This is a genomic window from Janthinobacterium sp. OK676 (genome assembly GCF_900103595.1).
Lineage (GTDB): Bacteria > Pseudomonadota > Gammaproteobacteria > Burkholderiales > Burkholderiaceae_D > Janthinobacterium.
In genome coordinates this window covers 327,987-345,651 of sequence record NZ_FNHA01000005.1, presented here as the reverse complement: position 1 = coordinate 345,651, position 17,665 = coordinate 327,987, and the positions used below count along the sequence as shown (strand labels likewise).

Annotated in this window: 18 protein-coding genes; 2 read left to right on the top strand and 16 right to left on the bottom strand. The window is 65.7% G+C overall.

Annotated features, from left to right (window positions below; translation table 11 throughout):
- The first annotated feature begins 2 nt into the window (after positions 1–2).
- Positions 3–197, top strand: coding sequence for a hypothetical protein (locus BLU39_RS13035; protein ID WP_077398720.1), 195 nt, complete (start codon positions 3–5; stop codon positions 195–197).
- Between the two features lie 152 nt (positions 198–349).
- Here the strand turns inward: BLU39_RS13035 and BLU39_RS13030 are convergent, their stop codons facing one another.
- The gene (locus tag BLU39_RS13030; RefSeq protein ID WP_092713554.1) at positions 350–964 is read right to left on the bottom strand and encodes an outer membrane protein; all 615 of its coding nucleotides are present in this window, start codon (positions 962–964) and stop codon (positions 350–352) included.
- A gap of 168 nt (positions 965–1,132) precedes the next feature.
- On the opposite strand from BLU39_RS13030, the gene BLU39_RS13025 reads away from it, so the two are divergent.
- Entirely contained in the window at positions 1,133–1,918 is a 786-nt protein-coding gene (locus BLU39_RS13025) for a helix-turn-helix domain-containing protein (RefSeq protein ID WP_232731275.1), read from the top strand.
- Here BLU39_RS13025 and BLU39_RS13020 read toward each other — a convergent pair.
- The 15 genes from BLU39_RS13020 to BLU39_RS12950 form a co-directional block, all read right to left on the bottom strand.
- A complete protein-coding gene (locus BLU39_RS13020) occupies positions 1,891–4,149 on the bottom strand; it encodes a patatin-like phospholipase family protein (protein ID WP_092713552.1) in 2,259 nt (752 codons plus the stop codon). The two genes, BLU39_RS13025 and BLU39_RS13020, sit on opposite strands and share 28 nt — an antisense overlap.
- A gap of 78 nt (positions 4,150–4,227) precedes the next feature.
- The gene (locus tag BLU39_RS13015) at positions 4,228–4,794 is read right to left on the bottom strand and encodes a type II secretion system protein N (protein ID WP_092713550.1); all 567 of its coding nucleotides are present in this window, start codon (positions 4,792–4,794) and stop codon (positions 4,228–4,230) included.
- Between the two features lie 16 nt (positions 4,795–4,810).
- Entirely contained in the window at positions 4,811–6,031 is a 1,221-nt protein-coding gene (gene gspF, locus BLU39_RS13010; RefSeq protein WP_046682006.1) for a type II secretion system inner membrane protein GspF, read from the bottom strand.
- 10 nt (positions 6,032–6,041) lie between these two features.
- Positions 6,042–7,463, bottom strand: a complete 1,422-nt coding sequence (gene gspE, locus BLU39_RS13005; RefSeq protein WP_092713548.1) for a type II secretion system ATPase GspE — start codon at positions 7,461–7,463, stop codon at positions 6,042–6,044.
- Positions 7,464–7,473: 10 nt separating this feature from the next.
- Positions 7,474–9,711: a type II secretion system secretin GspD gene (gene gspD, locus BLU39_RS13000; protein WP_092713546.1), complete on the bottom strand. Its 2,238-nt coding sequence runs from the start codon at positions 9,709–9,711 to the stop codon at positions 7,474–7,476.
- A complete protein-coding gene (locus BLU39_RS12995) occupies positions 9,708–10,484 on the bottom strand; it encodes a type II secretion system protein N (RefSeq protein WP_092713544.1) in 777 nt (258 codons plus the stop codon). Before BLU39_RS12995 ends, gspD begins: the two co-directional genes overlap by 4 nt.
- Positions 10,481–11,014 carry a type II secretion system protein GspM gene (gene gspM, locus BLU39_RS12990; RefSeq protein ID WP_092713542.1) on the bottom strand — a complete coding sequence of 178 codons (534 nt, stop codon included), beginning with the start codon at positions 11,012–11,014 and terminating at the stop codon, positions 10,481–10,483. The genes BLU39_RS12995 and gspM overlap by 4 nt, the downstream gene beginning before the upstream one ends.
- Positions 11,011–12,240: a type II secretion system protein GspL gene (gspL, locus tag BLU39_RS12985; RefSeq protein ID WP_232731274.1), complete on the bottom strand. Its 1,230-nt coding sequence runs from the start codon at positions 12,238–12,240 to the stop codon at positions 11,011–11,013. The genes gspM and gspL overlap by 4 nt, the downstream gene beginning before the upstream one ends.
- Before the next feature lie 19 nt (positions 12,241–12,259).
- A complete protein-coding gene (gene gspK / locus BLU39_RS12980) occupies positions 12,260–13,237 on the bottom strand; it encodes a type II secretion system minor pseudopilin GspK (protein ID WP_092713538.1) in 978 nt (325 codons plus the stop codon).
- A complete protein-coding gene (locus BLU39_RS12975; protein WP_092713536.1) occupies positions 13,234–13,857 on the bottom strand; it encodes a PulJ/GspJ family protein in 624 nt (207 codons plus the stop codon). Before BLU39_RS12975 ends, gspK begins: the two co-directional genes overlap by 4 nt.
- Positions 13,857–14,240 (bottom strand): type II secretion system minor pseudopilin GspI, encoded by a 384-nt coding sequence (gene gspI / locus BLU39_RS12970; RefSeq protein ID WP_223278962.1) that lies wholly within the window; start codon positions 14,238–14,240, stop codon positions 13,857–13,859. Before gspI ends, BLU39_RS12975 begins: the two co-directional genes overlap by 1 nt.
- Positions 14,237–14,731, bottom strand: coding sequence for a GspH/FimT family pseudopilin (locus BLU39_RS12965; protein WP_092713534.1), 495 nt, complete (start codon positions 14,729–14,731; stop codon positions 14,237–14,239). The genes gspI and BLU39_RS12965 overlap by 4 nt, the downstream gene beginning before the upstream one ends.
- 12 nt (positions 14,732–14,743) lie before the next feature.
- Entirely contained in the window at positions 14,744–15,196 is a 453-nt protein-coding gene (gspG, locus tag BLU39_RS12960; protein ID WP_092713532.1) for a type II secretion system major pseudopilin GspG, read from the bottom strand.
- Between the two features lie 94 nt (positions 15,197–15,290).
- Positions 15,291–16,052 carry a HesA/MoeB/ThiF family protein gene (locus BLU39_RS12955; RefSeq protein ID WP_092713530.1) on the bottom strand — a complete coding sequence of 254 codons (762 nt, stop codon included), beginning with the start codon at positions 16,050–16,052 and terminating at the stop codon, positions 15,291–15,293.
- An 84-nt stretch (positions 16,053–16,136) separates the two neighbouring features.
- Positions 16,137–17,630: a S41 family peptidase gene (locus BLU39_RS12950; RefSeq protein WP_092713528.1), complete on the bottom strand. Its 1,494-nt coding sequence runs from the start codon at positions 17,628–17,630 to the stop codon at positions 16,137–16,139.
- Positions 17,631–17,665 lie beyond the last annotated feature (35 nt).

Sequence of the window (17,665 nt, the reverse complement as noted above, 5' to 3'; positions counted from 1 at the left end):
TGATGGCAAACAAGGCCTTGGCGACGCGGCAGAAAATGCAGTTCCGCGTCGAGCCCTCGCAAAAACCGCGCAATCCGGTCGCCACCGCCGCCCTGCAGCGCGCCGCCGGGGCGCACGTGAAAACCGTGTCGGGCCAGCGCCAGCAGGAAAAACGCCTGCTGGCGAAACTGCTGTTGAAAGTGGACGTCAAAGACTGATCTCAAAATGTCCATGGCAAGGCGCATGGACGAAGACAGTATGAATAATACGGCGAGGACATGCAACGCCGCCATGGTCATTTTTGGCCGCCCGCGGACACCCCGTTCTGGGGCGTCCGCCATCAGGCCACTCTGTGCCGCGGCATCATCCCTTAGAAATGGTAGGACGCGCCCAGCGAAAACATGTCGACCTTGGTCGTTTGCTTGCTGTTGTACTTGACGGGCACGCGGTCCCAGTCGAGGTGCAGCGACCAGTTATTGTTCAGCGCATACGCCGCGCCGATGCCGTAGGTCAGGCCGATCTTGTCCTTCCTGTCCGAACCGCCATCCAGATAATCGACCTTGCCCCGCGTATAGGCTGCGCCGGCGCGACCGCTCAGGGTAAATGCGTCGAGCTTGTAGCCGAGCACGCCTTGCATGCCGAGGCCCGTGAACTTGCCGCGGCCAGCGCGCTTGCCCGCGTCCGTGTCGAAGCCGGACTTGACCTCGCCGCCCATGTACCCCACCAGCTCAATCGAAGGCACGGCCACGCCGCCCTGAAACGGCAGCGCGTCGAAACTGTAACCCACGTAGGCCTTGCCGTTGCGCTTGCTGCTTTTGTCGCAATTGCTTTGGCCGGTGGTGCAATCGAGACCGGTGCTGGCGCGAAAGCCATAGCTGGCGCCCGCATAGAAGGGACCTGGTGCAGGCTCGGCTGCGAAGGCGTGCAAGGGAGCGATGGCGGCCAGCGCCAGCAACGCTGCGGAGAAACGGAAAGATGGGAACATGGATAACCTCTACAAGTGAATGGATTGCCTGGTTGTAGCGCGCTGTGCGGGCCACAAGCGGGAGTGTCATCGCTTTTGCGGAAAAGTACTATCACCTTGTGCAAAGTGCCATTAACGGCTACATTCGGTACCGTTACCCGCTACCAAACTTGTAAAAAAGGATATCTCGTGAGTTCACCTGAACTGGTTTTGCGCGTGCTGCGCACGCAACTGCGCGCCGCCGGCATCACCTATAAAGTGCTGGCCGAACGCATCGGCATGAGCGAATCGAGCGTCAAGCGCATGTTTGGCCAGCACGACATGTCGCTGTCGCGCCTGGCCCTGATCTGCAAGGCATCGGGCATCGCCATGGAAGACGTGCTGCGCGGCGCCGCCGACATCACGCCGCATGCCGACACGCTCACCCTGGTGCAGGAAAAGTCGCTGGTCGCGCATCCGCGCCTGCTGCTGGTGGCCATCTGCTGTCTCGGTCACTGGAGCCTGGAGCAGGTGGTGGAAACGTATGCGCTGACGCAGGCCGAATGCATCGGCTGCCTGGCCGAACTGGACCGCCTGGGCTTGATCGAACTCAAGCCGCTGAACCGCTACAGCCTGCGCGTCTCGAACGCCTTCCACTGGCTGGCCGACGGCCCGGTGCAGCAATACTTCCGCGAACACGTGGTGGCCGATTATTTCAGCGGGCATTTCGATGGCGCCGGCGAAACGCTGATGTGCATCCCGGCGCGCCTGTCGCTGTCGAGCGCGCAAGAGCTGGTGCAGAAGATCCGCCAACTGGCCGAGGAACTGGCGCGCCTGCACCAGAACGACCGGCGCCTGGCCCCCGCCGAGCGCGATGGTTTTACCCTGCTGCTGGGCTTTCGCTCATGGGAATTTGCCGCCTTCACGGCCCTGCGCCGCAGCACGGCGTCCACCGCCCCGGCGGCGTCCTACCAGACCGGTCCCAGGAACAGATAAAGGGTGCTCTCGCCTCCCTTGGTCGCGCCCGCCGCCACATACACGGGACCGAAGCGCGTGTCGACGGAGACAAAGGCGCTGCTCGCCTGAGTGAATTTGCTGCTTTTCCAGCGCTCGCTCTGGTCGAAGCCGCCGCCCATCTCCAGCGAAAAGCCAGCCCGCACGACGCCACCCAGGGTGCTGGGCAGGGAACCGATGCGGCGCGCCATCACGAAGCGCGCAAAGGCGATACTGCGTCCTCTCACCGATTCAAATTCCGTGCCGGACAAGCGCAGGAAACCACCGAGGTTGAGCGGCGCTTCGTCACGCTGCGAGCGCGCCCATTCGCCATACACGTGACCGGCCCAGTTGCCGTGGTTAAAAGCCTTCAAGCCCGTGATCGAGGATTGGCCCAAGGCCGCCTCGCCCGAGCCCGTGGTCGTATCGCGCGCCCAGGTGGCCTCAAGCAGCACGCCACGCGTGGGAAAACCCGGCGAATCGAGCGTATCGGCACGGAACCGCACGAACTGCGTGCTGCCCAGCGCGCGCGACTCCGGCTGCGTAGGATCGGCCGGAATCGCCAGCTTGCCCTTGAGTTCCGTACGCGCGACGCCGAACTGCAGATCGCCCCAGTTACCGAACTGGCGTCCCAGCACCAGTGCGGCTGTCTGGCCGTTATATGCCAGGCGGGCGCTGCGCCGGCCATTGTCGAACAAATCTATCGCCGACGATGTGTATTGCAGCTGCGGCGCGATATACCACGGGTTGCCGGCCCCCAGCGGCTGCCAGAACTGCAGGCCATAGCCGCGCGCATTACCGATCTGCGCCGTGCTGCGCAACTCGCCGCCCCAGCTGTTCAGGTTCGAGCGCGCATGCAGCAGCTTCAGGGCGAAATTATTGCTGTCCCTGAAATCGCTGGCCAGTTCCAGGCCCACGCGCAGGCGGTTGCTGGCCCATGGCGCTTCGACCGCCTTGATGTTCACCGTGCGCTGGTCGCCCGCATCGACCACTTCAGTCTCCACGCGCGCCACGTCGCCGCGGCCATACAGTTTTGCAGCCGCCTTGAGCACATCCTCCTGGCTGACCGACTGCCCTTCCACCAGGCCCGATTGCGCCTGCAGGATGCGCGGGTTGATCGCGCCTTCGCTCTCGACGGCCAGGCGCGTGAGCGGCAGGGCCACGTCCAGCAGGGCCGGCGCCGCCAGGCGCAGCTGCTCGCGCGCCGCATACTGTTCCGGCGGCAGGGCCAGCGGCGCCAGGCGGGCGGCCAGCGCCTGCGCCGCCTGTTCGCCGGCGCGCATGGCGCGCGCATAGTTTTCAAAGTCGAGGAAACTGACGCCCGTCAGGTCCGGCGCCACCAGGATATCCTGCGGCTGCAGCTCCTTGAGCGAGCGCTGCACGTTCTGCTCCGTGAGAATTTGCAGCATCTGCTGCGCCACGCCGATGGCGCTGCCCAGCTCTTTTTCCGGCGCCAGCGGCGTGCCCACGTTGACGGCGATGATGATGTCGGCACCCATGGCGCGTGCCATGTCGACGGGCAGGTTGCGCACCAGCCCCCCGTCGACCACCAGGCGGTTGTTCACGCGCACGGGGGCGAACACGCCGGGCACGGCCAGCGAGGCGCGCATCGACAGGAACAGGGGCGTATCGACCAGCTCCACCAGTTCGCCGTTGACCAGGTCCGACGCCACCGAACGGAAAGGCAGGGGCAACTGGCTGGCGGGACGGTCGCGCATACCGGCCGGCAGCAGGCGGTTCAAGGCCGTTTCCAGCGCCGCATTGCTGGCCGCCGCCGGCGGCGTGGAAATGCCGTTGCGGCTGGTGCCGAACTCGATGCGCGACGGCAGCAATAAATCTTCCTCGCGGCGGCGGAACGTCAGCTCGTCGCGCGGCGGACGGTCGGCCACCACGCGCGCCCAGTTGGTCTCGCGCGCCATCTTTTCCAGGTCCGCCACGGAAGCGCCGGCCGCATACGCGCCGCCCACCACGCCGCCCATGCTGGTGCCGACCACCATGTCGATGGGCACGTGCAACTCCTGCAGCACTTTCAATACGCCGATATGCGCGAGGCCGCGCGCGCCGCCACCCGACAGGACGAGGGCGATGCGCGGGCGCGCCGGCACGGGCGCGGGGACGGCAACGGTAGAAACGGGGGAAGGCGTGACGGCGGGAGCGTCGGCGGCTGCGGCGGCTTGCGGCAAGACGCACAGCGCCGCCACGCAGCCCGCCAGGACGGCACGGATCGAGAACATGAAGACTCCTGTCGCGATGACGGCATGGCGCCATCGGCAAAATACGATAAGAACGGCGTTAATCAGCGTTAATGAGCGTTAATTCGACGGCGGCGTGCTGGTGGTGGTCACCTGCGGCGGCGCCGGCATCACGGTCGCCGGACGCTGCTGCTCCATCGGCAGCGGCGGCGGTACCAGGTTCGTTGCCGGCGCCGGGGCCGGCACCGGCGTGGGGGTGGCGGACACGGGTCCCGGCAAGGCCAGCGCCTTGTCGTCGGCCACCAGGTCGATGCGCTTGCTCACGCCGCCATCGCGCAGCAGCACGTGGCGCGCATGCACTTCCAGCACCGTCACGCCAGGCACCACCTCGGCGCCTTCCGGCAAGGCCACGGACGGCTTGCCATCGGTCGAGATGATGGCCACGCTGCCGCGGCCATTGCCGGCGGCGACCACGCCCTTGAGCTGGTAGTTGCTGGCCGTGGCCACGCTGACCTGGCCGCCGAACAGCGAGGCGCCCGCCTCCACGCTGGCATCCTGCACCACCGGTACGGCGGGTGGATTGATGGGGCGCTGCGGCGCCTTGAACAGCTGCATGGCCCAGTAGGCCAGCGACACGGACAGCGCCACGACGGCGAGCAAACTTGTAAATTGAGGCAAACGCTTCATGGCTTCCTTGGGTTTCTTATCTGACGAGCTGATTGATTTCGATAATCGGCATCAGCACGGCCAGCACGATCAGCAGCACCACCACGCCCATGGCCAGGATCAGGGCCGGCTCCAGCAGGCCGGCGATGGTGAGCGTGCGGCGTTCCAGGTCCTGCTCCTGCGCGCTGGCCGCGCGTTCCAGCATGGCCGGCAGCTCGCCCGTGATTTCGCCCGCGCGTATCATGTGGATCAGCATGGGCGGAAAATGCTTTTGCGCCGACAGCGCGCGCGCCAGGCTGACGCCTTCGCGCACGGCGCCGCTGGCGTCAGTCACCAGTTCCTGCATCGCCACGTTGGTGAGCGTATCGCGGCTCGTGTCGAGCGCGCGCAAAATCGGCACGCCGGACCCCGTGGTAATGGCCAGGGTGCTGGCAAAGCGCGCCGTATTCAGGCTGCGTTCGAATTTGCCGTACAAGGGCGCCGTCAGCAGCCAGGTATGCCAGCGCCGCTTCAGGGCCGGCTGCTGCAGCGCGCGGCGCCAGGCGAACCAGGCGCCGGCCAGGATCACGGCCACGATGAGGCCATAGTTGCGCACGAAGTCCGACAACGCCAGCATGATCACGGTGAGCATGGGCAGCTTCTGCTTGGTGTTGGCGAACACGGAGACGATCTGCGGCACCACGTAGGTGAGCAGGAAAATCACGATGGAAAACGCCACCACCGTGACGATGGCCGGATAGGTAAACGCCAGCTTGACCTTCTGCACCAGCGCATTGCGCCGTTCGATATAGTCGGCCAGGCGCGAGAGCACGCGCGACAGATGGCCGATCTGCTCGCCCGACGCCACCAAGGCGCGGTAAATTTCGGCGAAGTCGCGCGGATGGCGCGCCAGCACGTCGGAAAACGCGGCGCCGCCGATCACTTCCGAGCGGATCGAGGCGATCAGGTCGCGCAGATATGGCCGCTCGGCCTGTTCCAGCAGCGCGGAAAACGCCTGCTCCAGCGGCAGGCCCGCTTCCAGCAAGCTGGCCAGCTGGCGCGTAAACAGGGCCAGTTCGGTGCTCGACAGGCGCTCGCCGAAGCCGCGCCGTTTGGTCACGCCGGCGGCGTCCACCTGCGCGGCGATCGGTTCGACGGCCAGCGGCACCAGGCCTTGCACGCGCAGCTCGGCGCGCGCGGAACGGGGACTGTCGGCATTGAGCACGCCCTTGCGGGTGGCGCCTTGCGCGTCGACGGCTTCATAGCGGAATGCGGGCATGGTGGCGGGCCTAGTCTTTGGTCACGCGCAGCAATTCAGCTTGCGTGGTGGTGCCGTCGCGCAGCCAGCGTTCGCCGTCGTCGCGCATGCTCAGCATGCCGTCCTGCAGGGCCACCGTGCGCACTTCCGCTTCCGACGCGCGGTTGTGGATCTGCGCGCGGATCTGCTCCGTCGTGCGCAGCAGCTCGTACACGCCCACGCGGCCCTGGTAGCCCGTCTGGCCGCAATGCTCGCAGCCGACGGCCTGCCAGTACTGGCCATCGAAGGTCTTGCAGGAACCGCACAATTTGCGCACCAGGCGCTGCGCCAGCACGCCGAGCAGGGACGACGACAGCAGGAACGGTTCGATGCCCATGTCGAGCAAGCGCGTGACAGCCGCCGAGGCGTCGTTCGTGTGCAGGGTCGCCAGCACCAGGTGGCCCGTCAGCGACGCCTGCACGGCGATCTGCGCCGTTTCCAGGTCGCGGATCTCGCCGATCATGATCACGTCCGGATCCTGCCGCAGAATCGCTCGCAACGCCTTGGCAAACGTCATGTCGATGCGCGGATTGACTTGCGTCTGGCCCACGCCGGCCAGGTCGTACTCGATCGGGTCTTCCACCGTCAGGATGTTCGTGGTCGTGGCGTTGAGCATCGACAGCGCCGCGTACAAGGTGGTCGTCTTGCCCGAGCCGGTGGGGCCCGTGACGAGCACGATGCCGTGCGGCTGCGTGATCAGGCCATCGAACTGCGCCAGCATGGGCGCGCTCATGCCCAGGTGCTGCAGGTCGAGGCGGCCCGCTTCCTTGTCCAGCAAACGCAACACGGCCCGTTCGCCATGCCCCGTGGGCAGGGTCGAGACGCGCACGTCGACGGGTTTGCCGCCCACGCGCAGGGTGATGCGGCCGTCCTGCGGCAAGCGTTTCTCGGCGATGTCGAGCTGCGCCATGATCTTGATACGCGAAATCAGCGAACCGTGGATGGCCTTGCGGGGGCGCACGACGTCGCGCAGGCTGCCGTCGATGCGAAAGCGCACGACGGACGTCTGCTCGAACGGCTCGATGTGGATATCGGACGCGCCTTCGCGCAGCGCCTGCGTGAGCAGCGCGTTGATCATGCGGATGACGGGCGCGTCGTCGGACGATTCGAGCAAGTCCTCGATGGCCGGCACGTCCTGCAGCAGCTTGGTCAGATCGAGGTCGGCGTCGAATTCATCGGCCATCTGCGAGGCGTCGCCGCCACCGCCCGCATAGGCGCTGGCGATGGCCGCATCGAGTTCGCCGCGCGGCAAGACCGTCAGCTGGATCTGGCCGAAACGGCGCGACACTTCGGCAATCGCCGCCGGCGCCGTCGATGCGGCCACCAGCACTTCGACGGGGGCGCCGTCGATGGCGCCGGGCCGGGCCAGCAGACCGAAATCGCGCGCGTAGGCGTAGGGAAGCAGATTACTCATGGCGACCCGATCACTTCTGTGGCTGTTGCTGCTGCTGGTATTGCTGCAGCATCGACTGCGGCGGCGTGGCCGCGTTGGCCGGCGCGCCTGGCGGCGGCGTCGGCGCCGGCGGCACGGGACGCGTCACCATGCTGCCGCCCACCGGCTGGCCATCCTGCAGGGCCGGCAGCACCGGCGTGCCCAGATCTTTCAGCATCAGGTTGCCCGTGGCCGGCACGGCGGCCGTCTCGGCCGAACGCATGTAGTCGTAGCGGTCGGCCGCCAGGCTGCCGCTCTGCTCCTTGTTGCGCACGATGACGGGGCGCAGGAAGATCATCAGATTGGTTTTCTTGCGCTCGCGCGTCTGGTACTTGAACAGGTTGCCGATCAGCGGGATGTCGCCCAGGCCGCGCACTTTTTCCGCGTTGTCGCCCGTGCTGTCCTCGATCAGGCCGCCGAGCACGATGATCTGGCCATCGTCGGCCAGCACATTGTTTTCGATGACGCGGTTGTTGATGGTGATGCCGCTGACGGCCGACGCCGTGGATTTGTCCACGCTCGACGTCTCGTGATAGATGCCCAGCTTGATGGTGCCGCCTTCGGAAATCTGCGGACGCACCTTCAGGGTCAGGCCCACTTCCTTGCGGTCGATGGTCTGGAACGGGTTCGTGTTGGTACCGGCCGTGCTCGTGTACTGGCCCGTCAGGATAGGCACGTTCTGGCCCACCTTGATGGTCGCCAGTTCGTTGTCCAGGGTGATCAGGTTCGGCGTCGACAGGATGTTGGCGTTGCCGTCCGATTCCAGCGCATGCGCCACGGCGCCCAGGCCCAGCGCGCCGTTGATCTGCTTGAAGATGCCCACCGTCAGGCCGCCCGTCGGCAAGACCTTGCCGCCGCCCGTGGCGATGGCGGCGATGTTGTTGCTGGTGCCCGAAGCGAACGACTGCAGCGCGCCCACGCGATAGTTGCTGGTGCTGTCGCCGGAAAGGCCCAGCCACTGCACGCCGAATTCCGAGGCCTTGGCCGACGTCACTTCGACGATCAGCGCCTCGATGTAGACCTGGGCGCGGCGCACGTCGAGCTGGTCGATCACGGCGCGCAGGTTGCGGTAGACGGCTTCGTTGCAGGTCAGGATCAGGGTATTCGTCGATGCATCGGCCTGGATGAAACCGGCCGCGCCGCCCGACGAAAGCTGTTGCGGCCCGTTGTTCAGCGACGCGCCGCCCGTGGTGCCGCTTTGCGTATTGCCGCCCAGGCCAGTGCTGTTCATGCCGCTGTTGTTCTGGCTGATCTGGTTGTTCGTGGCGAGGTTGCTCGTGCCCTGCTGCGCCGACGCGGCCGTGCCGTCCGACGTCACGACCGAGCGCAGGGTCTGCGCCAGCTTGGTGGCGTCCGCATTTTTCAGGTACACCACGTGCACGTTGCCCAGTTGCGTGGTGGGCTGGTCCAGCTTCGAGATCAGCGACTTGGCCAAATTGGCGCGCGCGGCCGATGGCGCGCGCAGCACCAGCGAATTGGTGCGCGGGTCGGCCAGCACGGACACCTTGCCCGCATCGGCCCCTGCGGCGCCGCCCGCATTCCCGCCTTCCATCAACTTGTTCACCATCGAGGCCAGGTCGGAAGCGATGGCATAGCGCACGGGGATCACGTCCAGGTCCGTCGACGCGGGCACGTCGAGCGCGGCGATGATCTTCGCCAGACGCTTGAGGTTATCCGCATAATCGGTGATCACCAGCGAGTTGTTGCCCGGGTTGGCGTTGATCGTGTTGTTCGGCGAAATCAGGGGCCGCAGCACGGCCAGCAGGTTGGCCGACGATTCGTAGTTCAGGTAAAACACCTGGGTGGCGATCTGGTCGCCCTTCACCTGGCTGCTGCCATTGCCCACCTGGGTCGGCACGGATTGCAGCTTGGCGTCCGCCTCCGGCACCACTTTCGCATAGCCGTCGCCGGAGACCACCGCATAGCCCTGCAGGCGCAGCGCGGAAGCAAGCAGCCCGAAGGCCTGCGTCTTGCTGATCGACTTTTCCGACACCAGGGTGATCGTGCCCTTGACGCGCGGATCGATGACGAAATTGATGTTGGTGTAATGGCCCACCGCCTTGATCACCGATTCGATGTCGGCGCCGACGAAATTGAGCGCCGCTTCATCGCCGGGCGCGGCCCAGACGGGCGCCGGCATGCCGGCCACGGAACAGCACAGCAAGGCGGCGGCCGACAGGCGGCGCAGCGAGAAGGAGGAGGTAATGGGGCTCACGGATGGTTTTTTCATTGTCTGAACTCTAAGGCGATGATGTTTTTTTCGCTATTGCTACGGCGCTGTCCCAGCAAATTCAACAAACTCGCCAAGGTCTCTTCATATCCTGCTGCGGCCTGGGCCTGGCCGGAAAACTGCATGCGCCCCTGTTGCAGGCTGCCGCTGCCATCGAGCAGCAGCGGTCCCTTGATGGAGCGCAGTGTCAACGTCGCCTGCTGCCCCTGCCAATCGAAATCGAGCTCGTAGCTGCCCAGCGGACGCAGGGACGACAGGCGCGACGCCATGTCCGTCATCTGCAAGGTGGTGCGGCCAACGGCGGAAAACTGCTGCTTCTCCAGGGCCAGCTCCAGGGTGCTCCACGACAGGCGCATGCTGCCCGTCGGCGCCACGGTATTCAAAGGCGCGCCCAGGCCGCCGAGGCCATCGGCCGGCAGCAGCAGGGCCGCCGGGCTCACTTGCCAGTGCGACCACGAGCCGCGCAGGTTCACCGGCTGCGACAGGGCCTGCGGGTTTTGCAGTTCCACGTCCGCCGATCCCCACAGCACCGAGGGCGAAATGCGCCAGCTGAAACGCCCCGGCAGCAGCGGCGTCACGGCGCCATTCGCGCTGGATGCTCCGCCGATAAAGGCCGAGCCGCGCCACAGGGTACCTTGCGCGTCGCCCAAGGTCAAACGTCCGCCCGTCTGTTTTTCCACGATACTGGCCACCCAGCCGGCCGGGAAAAACACCAGCAGGGTGACGCACACGCTGACGATGATGGCCAGCAGCCAGCCAAGCAGGCGCATCATCGTGCCGCGCCAGGGCTCTGGTGCAGGGTCAGGCTGGCGTCGACCAGCCCCGCCTTGCCCTGCGCCGTGATCTTCGCTTCCTGTACGGCCACGCGGCCTTCGCGGCGCAAGCCGTCCAGCCACAGCATGACGCTGGCGAACGGCACGCCGTTCAGCTGCACGCGCGCATATTCCCCCGTCAGCGACAGCGATTGCGGCGTCAGGCCGCGCGCTTTCAGCGAGGCGTCGAGGCTGTCACGGCTCATGGGGGCCACCTGCACGGGCGCCTGGCGCGCCAGCTCGCCCGCTTCACGGGCCAGCGCCTGCAGCTGGGCCGCGTTCTGGCGCAGCTCGGGCAAGCTCTTTTGCAAGGCGATGCGGCCCGTCCAGGCAGGCTCGAAGAAGACGGCATAGACGAGGGCCAGCCCCGCCACGACGCCGCCGATGGTCAAGAGCTTGCGTTCCTGTGGCGTGCGCTCGGCCCAGAAGGCCTGCACATTTTGCTGTTGTCCCGCCAGCGCGGCGCGTGCCTTGTTGACTGCTGCACTCATGCTTTTGCTCCCGTGGCCGGCGTGATCTTCCACACGCCCGGCGCCGTTTCATTCAAGGTCAGCTTGCGCGCGGCCAGGCCGTCGCGCACCTGCGCCTGGGCGCTGGCGTCGACCATGTCAGGTTTCAGCTTGACGATCAGGCTGCGCTCGCGGTATTCCAGCGAGGCCACCACGCCGCGCCCGGCCAGGCCGCCCAGCGCCTCGCCCAAGGCCGCGCTCATGCTCGTGAAATCATCCATGCTGGCCTGCCCGCTTTGCAGGCGGGCGGCAGTGATATTGCGCCGCATCTGTTCCGCTTCCAGTCCATACACGGGCGCTTCGTTCGGATACGCGGCCTTGAAGGTTTGCTGCATCGAGGTACGCACGGTGGCCGCTTCGCGCTTCAGGCGCATCCATTCGATATTCATGCCGGCCAGGTTGACGACCACGGCCAGCAGCGCCAGGCGCAGCGGCCAGCGCCAGCGGCGCCATTCGGTGGCCGATCCCGTCGCCGTGCCCAGGGCACCGGCCAGGTCCAGCCCAGCGCCCTTGGCGCCGGCGATCCAGTGCGCCCAATGGTCGGGCTCCACCGTCACGCCATCCATGCCGGCAGCCAGCTGTTGATATTGCGCCAGCTCGGCCTGCGCCACGTAGACCGTCAGCGGCACATCGCCGGCAAACGCGCGCGTCGTCAGCAGCGCCTGCTGCGGCTGGGGCGGCAGCACGAGGCCCAGGCCCTCTTGCGGCGCCTGGCGCAAGGCCAGTTCCAGGCCATCGCCGCTAGCCTGCAGGGCGGCCGTCACGCTGCCCGGCTGCAAGGGCAGGCACAGCTGCGATGGCAGCAAGACCACCTTGCGTGCGCCCTGCGCCAGCAAGGCTTTCACGAGGACCTCGGCCCAGGCACGCTGCGCCACGGCCACCGTGCGCATGCCGTTTGCATCAGGCGCGCCGGCGGCCAGCAGGCAATCCTGGGCGTCGCCCAAAATGTGCTCTTCCACCAGGCCCGGCAGGGCCGCACGCAAGCGGGCGCCGGCCAGCGGCGGGGTTTTCAGGCGCAGCAGGGTCACGTCGGCCGCCGCCAGCAGCAGCACCACCTGCTTCGCGCCGGCGATCAGCTGGCCCAGGCTACCCAGCGGCGCGCTGCCCTGCTGCAACAGGGCGCCGCCGTCGCCGGCCAGCACGAAGGAGCAGGCAGGCGCGCTGTCGGTGGATGCCTTGGCCGGGTGACGGATATACAATATTGTCAAAGTGACTCGCTTTCAGCTGTTAATTTTCCCGCAACCAGACCAGGCTGGTGGTGCGCTGCGGATTCGGCTCGCGCCACACCAGTGCCTGCGCATCGAGCGCGGCGCGGTCCAGGCGCACGCGGATCACGGTGAGGAAGTACTGACTTTTCACATCGATCTCCACGCCGTCGATCGGTTTCTTGCCGTTGATATTATTCTGGAAATTTAGCCTATCGACAAACTTTTTACGCGGGTTGCTCAAGGTCAGGGCGCTGGCCTCGGACACGGACATGTCGGTAACGGCGGACAGCACCTCGGCCGGCGCCGTATTCACGTTCACCGCGGTCGTTTTCGGCAGCACGATGATGAAGTCGCGCAGTTTCTCGATCATCTGCGGCGTATAGCCGGGGACGGCCAGCAAATCCTCGACCTGCGTGAACGCCACCGGTTCGCTGCTGCCGCCCGTGGCGGGCTTGGCGGCGGGCGTCTTGCCGTCGGCGCCGCTGTCGGCGGCGCGTGGTTTCGGCCGCGCGCGCAGCACGGCATCGGCCGTCGCCTGCGCCAAAGAACTATCGAGCTGCAAGTTGGACAGCAGCCGCTGGTAGGCCTGCACATAGGGCTGGCTGACGATGCCCGTGGCGGTGGCCAGGTTGGTAATGTTAAACCGCGCCTGCGCATCGAGCGCGCGGCCCGACACCGTGGCGTCGAATTTTTCCGTGTCGACCTTTTCGCGGTCCACATAATCGTCAAGCCGCGCTTCCTCGATGGGCGTGGCCCAGACGCCGTCAAGCGCCGTCAGCATGACATTGTCCTGGCGCAGCCAGAAGCGGGCGAAGTCGACCATGCCGCGCATGGCCCACTGCGTCTGCAGGCGCAAACGCTGGTTTTCCATCGAGCGCACCTGCACCTGCTGCTGCCAGAACAGGCTGGCAACGACGGTAATCGCCAACGCCGTCAGCAGCAAGGCCGTGATGACGGCCACGCCGCGCTGGCGGACGGGAGAGGAAAAACGCTTCATCCCGGCCCCAGCAAAAAGACTTTGGACAAGCCCGCGTCCTGGCCCGGCATCTGCAGGGTCACTTCCAGGCCCGGCACTTGCGTGGAGATGGTGGCGCCCGCCGTCAGCACGTTCCAGGCGCCATTGCTCCAGCCGCGCATGACCATGCTGTCGACGCCGCGCATCAGGGTCACGTCGGCGCTCGAGGTATCGGTATCGTCGCGCGCCGCCTGCCACAGCGTGTCGAGCACGGCCAGGTCGCGCGTGCCGTTCGACTCGCGCCGCGTCAGCACGCCGCCGCGCAGGCGGTAAGTGACCACTTGCAACTGCTGCGGCTCCTGTTCCGACGCGGCCAGGCGCACCAGGGTCAGGCGGTCGGTCTCGGCCGTCAGATTGGTGCGGCCATTGAGCAGGCTGGTATTCAGGCCGGCGCCGGCCAGGTGGTCGCAATCGCTCTGCATCTGGGCAAACGCCAGCTGCATGCCGCGCGCCTGCTCCAGCTGGCTGGTCAGCACTTCGCGCGAACGCATGATGCTGTCCAGGCCGCGCCAGCCCAGCACGGCGACCATGGCCAGGATGCCGATCGCCACGAGCAGCTCGATCAGGGTGAAACCGCCGGCAGGGACAGTGCGGCGCGCCATCAGTCGTTGAACGCCAATAACACCAGGCGCACGATGCGCCGGGCCGGATATTGCGCGTCATACACGTTCACGCGCACTTGCCGGATGCGGGGATTCGGCGTGGCCACCACTTCCTCTTCACAGATCAGTTTCAAGTCGCCCTGGGGGCAGTCGACCGTGCGCTTGCCCGTCTGCGGGAAGGTCTTGGCCAGGCGTAATCGCACCAGGTGGTTTTCCGCCGACCAGGTGGCCATCATGGCGCTGCGCAAGCCATCGCTGTTTTGCGTCAGGCTGCCCACGGCGCGCAGGGAGGCGCCCAGGGCCGTGCCGACGATGACGAGGGCGACCAGGACTTCCAGCAAAGTGAAGCCGCGCTGATGGCGGCGCAATGAGAACCGCATCATTGCTCGACCGTGAAGTGGCCGATGCCGTCGGCGCGGATGGCCACGCTGCGCTCGCCGCTGGCCAGGGTCAGCACGAAAGGCTTGTCGACCGGTTCGCGGCCGAAGACGATGCGCAGCGGCTGGGCCACGCTGTTCGATGGCTGCACGCTGAGCAGCATGGGCGTGTTGGCAAACGCCCGCTCGCGCAGCAAATCGTCCTGCGTCACGGGTTGCCACAGCTTTTCATTGAGGACCAGGAAACGGTATTGATTTTCGTCCGCCTCGAACGCCACCTGCCGGCTGCGCACGATGGCTTCATCGCGCGCCAGCTGCAGCAGCAGCGCGATGCGCTCGGCTTCCTTCTGCAGCGCTTGCTGGCCATTCGGCATGGCGTTCAGCGAGACCAGGCCCAGGGTGACGCCGATGATGACCATCACCACCAGCAATTCGATCAGCGTGAAGCCGCTGGCGCGTGGCCGGGGCAGTGCGCGACCGGTGCTCATGACAGGCATGCAATGGAAAACTTACAGTTCCCAGGAACCGATATCGGCGTCGTCGCCGCTACCGCCAGGCTGGCCGTCGGCGCCCAGCGAGATGATATCGACTTCACCCTTCACGCCCGGCGACAGGAACTGGTACGGGTTGCCCCATGGGTCCTTCGGCATCTTTTCCAGGTAGCCGCCCGCTTTCCAGCCATTCGCGGCCGGTCCCGTGGTCGGTTTTTCGATCAGCGCCTGCAAGCCCTGCTCGGTGGTCGGGTAGCGCTGGTTATCCAGGCGATACAGTTTCAGCGCTTGCATCACGGTGGCGATGTCGACTTTCGCCGCCGCCACTTTCGACTCGCCCGTGCGGGCGATCAGCTTGGGCACCACCAGCGACGCGAGGATGCCCATGATCACCACCACGACCATGATTTCGATCAAAGTGAAGCCGCGCGCGCGGCGCTGGCGTGTCGGATGGTTTGCTGCGTTTTGCATAAGAAAGAGAGAAGAAGGTGAGTAATGAGAGCAGAGTATAAAGCGGAAATATGACAAAGCCTGTCATATAGGGAAAAATTTGTACGGGGGGCTGTCAGCCCGGCAAGACCACTTTGCCGCAAACGGCGCAGCCGGGGTCGCGCGCGACGCGCATGCTGTTCCATTCCATATGCAAGCCGTCGAGCAGCAGCAGCCGCCCGGCCAGCGATTCGCCCGCACCCATGATCAGTTTCAGCGCTTCGGCCGCCTGCATGGCGCCGACCACGCCGACCAGCGGCGCGAACACGCCCATGGTCGAGCAGGCCTCGTCCGTGAACTGCTGCTCCTGCGGAAACAGGCAGGAATAGCACGGTTGCGTGCCCGTGCGCGGGTCGAACACGCTCACTTGCCCATCGAAACGAATCACGGCGCCCGACACCAGCGGCACCCTGTGCGCCACGCAGGCGCGGTTGACGGCGTGGCGCGTGGCGAAGTTGTCGGTGCAGTCGAGCACCACCGTGGCGGACAAGACCAGTTCGGCCAGGCGCGCGTCGTCGAGGCGCTCCTGCAAGGCCACTATTTCAATCTCGGGATTGATACCGGTCAGGGTTTCGCGCGCCGACAGCACTTTCGGCTGGCCCACGCGGGCCGTCGTGTGGGCGATCTGGCGCTGCAGATTGGTGAGATCGACCGTGTCGTCATCGACGAGGGTCAGCTTGCCGACGCCGCTGGCGGCCAGGTACATGGCGGCCGGCGAGCCGAGCCCGCCCGCGCCGATCACCAGCACGTGCGCATCGAGCAAGGCTTGCTGGCCTTCGATGCCGATCTGATCAAGCAGGATGTGGCGCGAGTAGCGCAGCAGTTGATTGTCGTTCATGGTTTTACGTCTACCGCAAACCCAGATCACACCCTGGGGTCGGACCCTCAGGGTCCGGCCCCGGCACTTGCATTGGGTTAAGCATCAAGGCTTCCGCACAGGAATCTTCTTGTCATCGGCCTTGATGTCGGAAGCGATTTCCGGCTTGGCGCCGATCTTGTCGACCTTGGCGTCCACCTTGGCCAGCTGCACCGGCAAGCCCTGGAAATGGTTCAAGGCTTGTTGCAGCTGGAAATCGTCCTTGGCCCCGTATTCGAGCGGCTTGCGCTTTTTCGCCGTGGCGATCAGGCGCTGCTCTTCTTCCAATTGATCCTGCATGCCTTCCATCGTCGGCTTGGCCGCTTCCGGCTTGCCGTCGTTGCTGCTCAAGTGCTTTTCCAGGTCCGCCTCGCGGATGCGCAGGCTGTTCCAGCCATCGCCTTCGGCCGTTTCATCGACCAGCAAGTCGGGCACGATGCCGCGCGCCTGGATGGCCCGGCCTTTCGGCGTGTAGTAGCGGGCCGTCGTCAGCTTGACGGCCGTGTCGGCCGTGATCTGGCGCAAGGTTTGCACGGAACCCTTGCCGAAGGTCTGCGTGCCGATGACGGTGGCGCGCTGGTAATCCTGCAAGGCGCCGGCGACGATTTCCGAGGCGGACGCGGAACCGGCATTGACCAGTACCACCAGCGGCACGGTTTTCAGCGCGGCCGGCAGCTTGGCCAGCGGGTCGGCCTTGGCGCCCGGCGGCGCATAGAATTCGCGACGGCCATAAAACACCTGTTTCGACTCGGGCAACTGGCCCTTGGTCGAGACGATCACGGAGTTACCCGGAAGGAATGCTGTCGCCACGCCGATGGCGCCCGGCACGACGCCACCGGGATCGTTGCGCAAATCCAGCACCAGGCCCTTGAGCTTGGGGTCTTGCGCATACAGCGCGTTGATCTTTTTGACCATGTCATCGACGGTCGGTTCCTGGAACTGGGCGATGCGCAGCCAGGCATAGCCGGGCGCGACCATCTTGGCCTTCACGCTTTGCACGCGGATTTCCTCGCGCACGATGGGGAAGACCAGCGGCTTGCTTTCGCCCTTGCGCGACATCGTCAGCACCAGCTTGCTGCCAGGCTGGCCGCGCATCTTCTTGATGACTTCTTCCAGCTGCAAGCCTTTCAGCGGGATGTTGTCGAGGCGGGTGATCAGGTCGCCCGCCAGGATGCCGGCCTTGGCGGCCGGGCTGTCCTCGATGGGCGAGACGACTTTCACGTAGCCGTCTTCCATGCTCACTTCGATGCCGATGCCGACGAACTTGCCCTGCACGCTTTCGCGCATTTCCTTGAAGGCATTTTTATCGAGGTAGACGGAGTGCGGGTCCAGCGACGACACCATGCCGGAAATGGCTTCCGTCAAGAGTTTCTTGTCTTCCACCTTCTCGACGTAATCGGACTTGATCAGGCCAAAGACGTCGGACAGCTGGCGCAGCTCGTCGAGCGGCAGCGGGGCATTCGTGATCTTCTGCGCCACGGCCGGGAACTGCAGCGACATGCCGATGCCGGCCAGTACGCCCAGACCGATCAGGCCGATACTTTTGACTTTGATACCCATGTATTCTTCGCAATCTACAAATTCGCTGCCGCAGC

Bases quoted from the DNA above. Each gene is read 5' to 3' on its own strand.
- gspI (WP_223278962.1), bottom strand. From the start codon at position 14,240: ATGATGCGGTTCTCATTGCGCCGCCATCAGCGCGGCTTCACTTTGCTG.
- BLU39_RS13020 (WP_092713552.1), bottom strand. From the start codon at position 4,149: ATGTTCTCGATCCGTGCCGTCCTGGCGGGCTGCGTGGCGGCGCTGTGC.
- BLU39_RS12975 (WP_092713536.1), bottom strand. From the start codon at position 13,857: ATGGCGCGCCGCACTGTCCCTGCCGGCGGTTTCACCCTGATCGAGCTG.
- BLU39_RS13030 (WP_092713554.1), bottom strand. From the start codon at position 964: ATGTTCCCATCTTTCCGTTTCTCCGCAGCGTTGCTGGCGCTGGCCGCC.
- BLU39_RS12950 (WP_092713528.1), bottom strand. From the start codon at position 17,630: ATGGGTATCAAAGTCAAAAGTATCGGCCTGATCGGTCTGGGCGTACTG.
- BLU39_RS13035 (WP_077398720.1), top strand. From the start codon at position 3: ATGGCAAACAAGGCCTTGGCGACGCGGCAGAAAATGCAGTTCCGCGTC.
- gspE (WP_092713548.1), bottom strand. From the start codon at position 7,463: ATGAGTAATCTGCTTCCCTACGCCTACGCGCGCGATTTCGGTCTGCTG.
- BLU39_RS12995 (WP_092713544.1), bottom strand. From the start codon at position 10,484: ATGATGCGCCTGCTTGGCTGGCTGCTGGCCATCATCGTCAGCGTGTGC.
- gspK (WP_092713538.1), bottom strand. From the start codon at position 13,237: ATGAAGCGTTTTTCCTCTCCCGTCCGCCAGCGCGGCGTGGCCGTCATC.
- BLU39_RS13015 (WP_092713550.1), bottom strand. From the start codon at position 4,794: ATGAAGCGTTTGCCTCAATTTACAAGTTTGCTCGCCGTCGTGGCGCTG.
- BLU39_RS12965 (WP_092713534.1), bottom strand. From the start codon at position 14,731: ATGCCTGTCATGAGCACCGGTCGCGCACTGCCCCGGCCACGCGCCAGC.
- gspM (WP_092713542.1), bottom strand. From the start codon at position 11,014: ATGAGTGCAGCAGTCAACAAGGCACGCGCCGCGCTGGCGGGACAACAG.
- BLU39_RS12955 (WP_092713530.1), bottom strand. From the start codon at position 16,052: ATGAACGACAATCAACTGCTGCGCTACTCGCGCCACATCCTGCTTGAT.
- gspD (WP_092713546.1), bottom strand. From the start codon at position 9,711: ATGAAAAAACCATCCGTGAGCCCCATTACCTCCTCCTTCTCGCTGCGC.
- gspG (WP_092713532.1), bottom strand. From the start codon at position 15,196: ATGCAAAACGCAGCAAACCATCCGACACGCCAGCGCCGCGCGCGCGGC.
- gspF (WP_046682006.1), bottom strand. From the start codon at position 6,031: ATGCCCGCATTCCGCTATGAAGCCGTCGACGCGCAAGGCGCCACCCGC.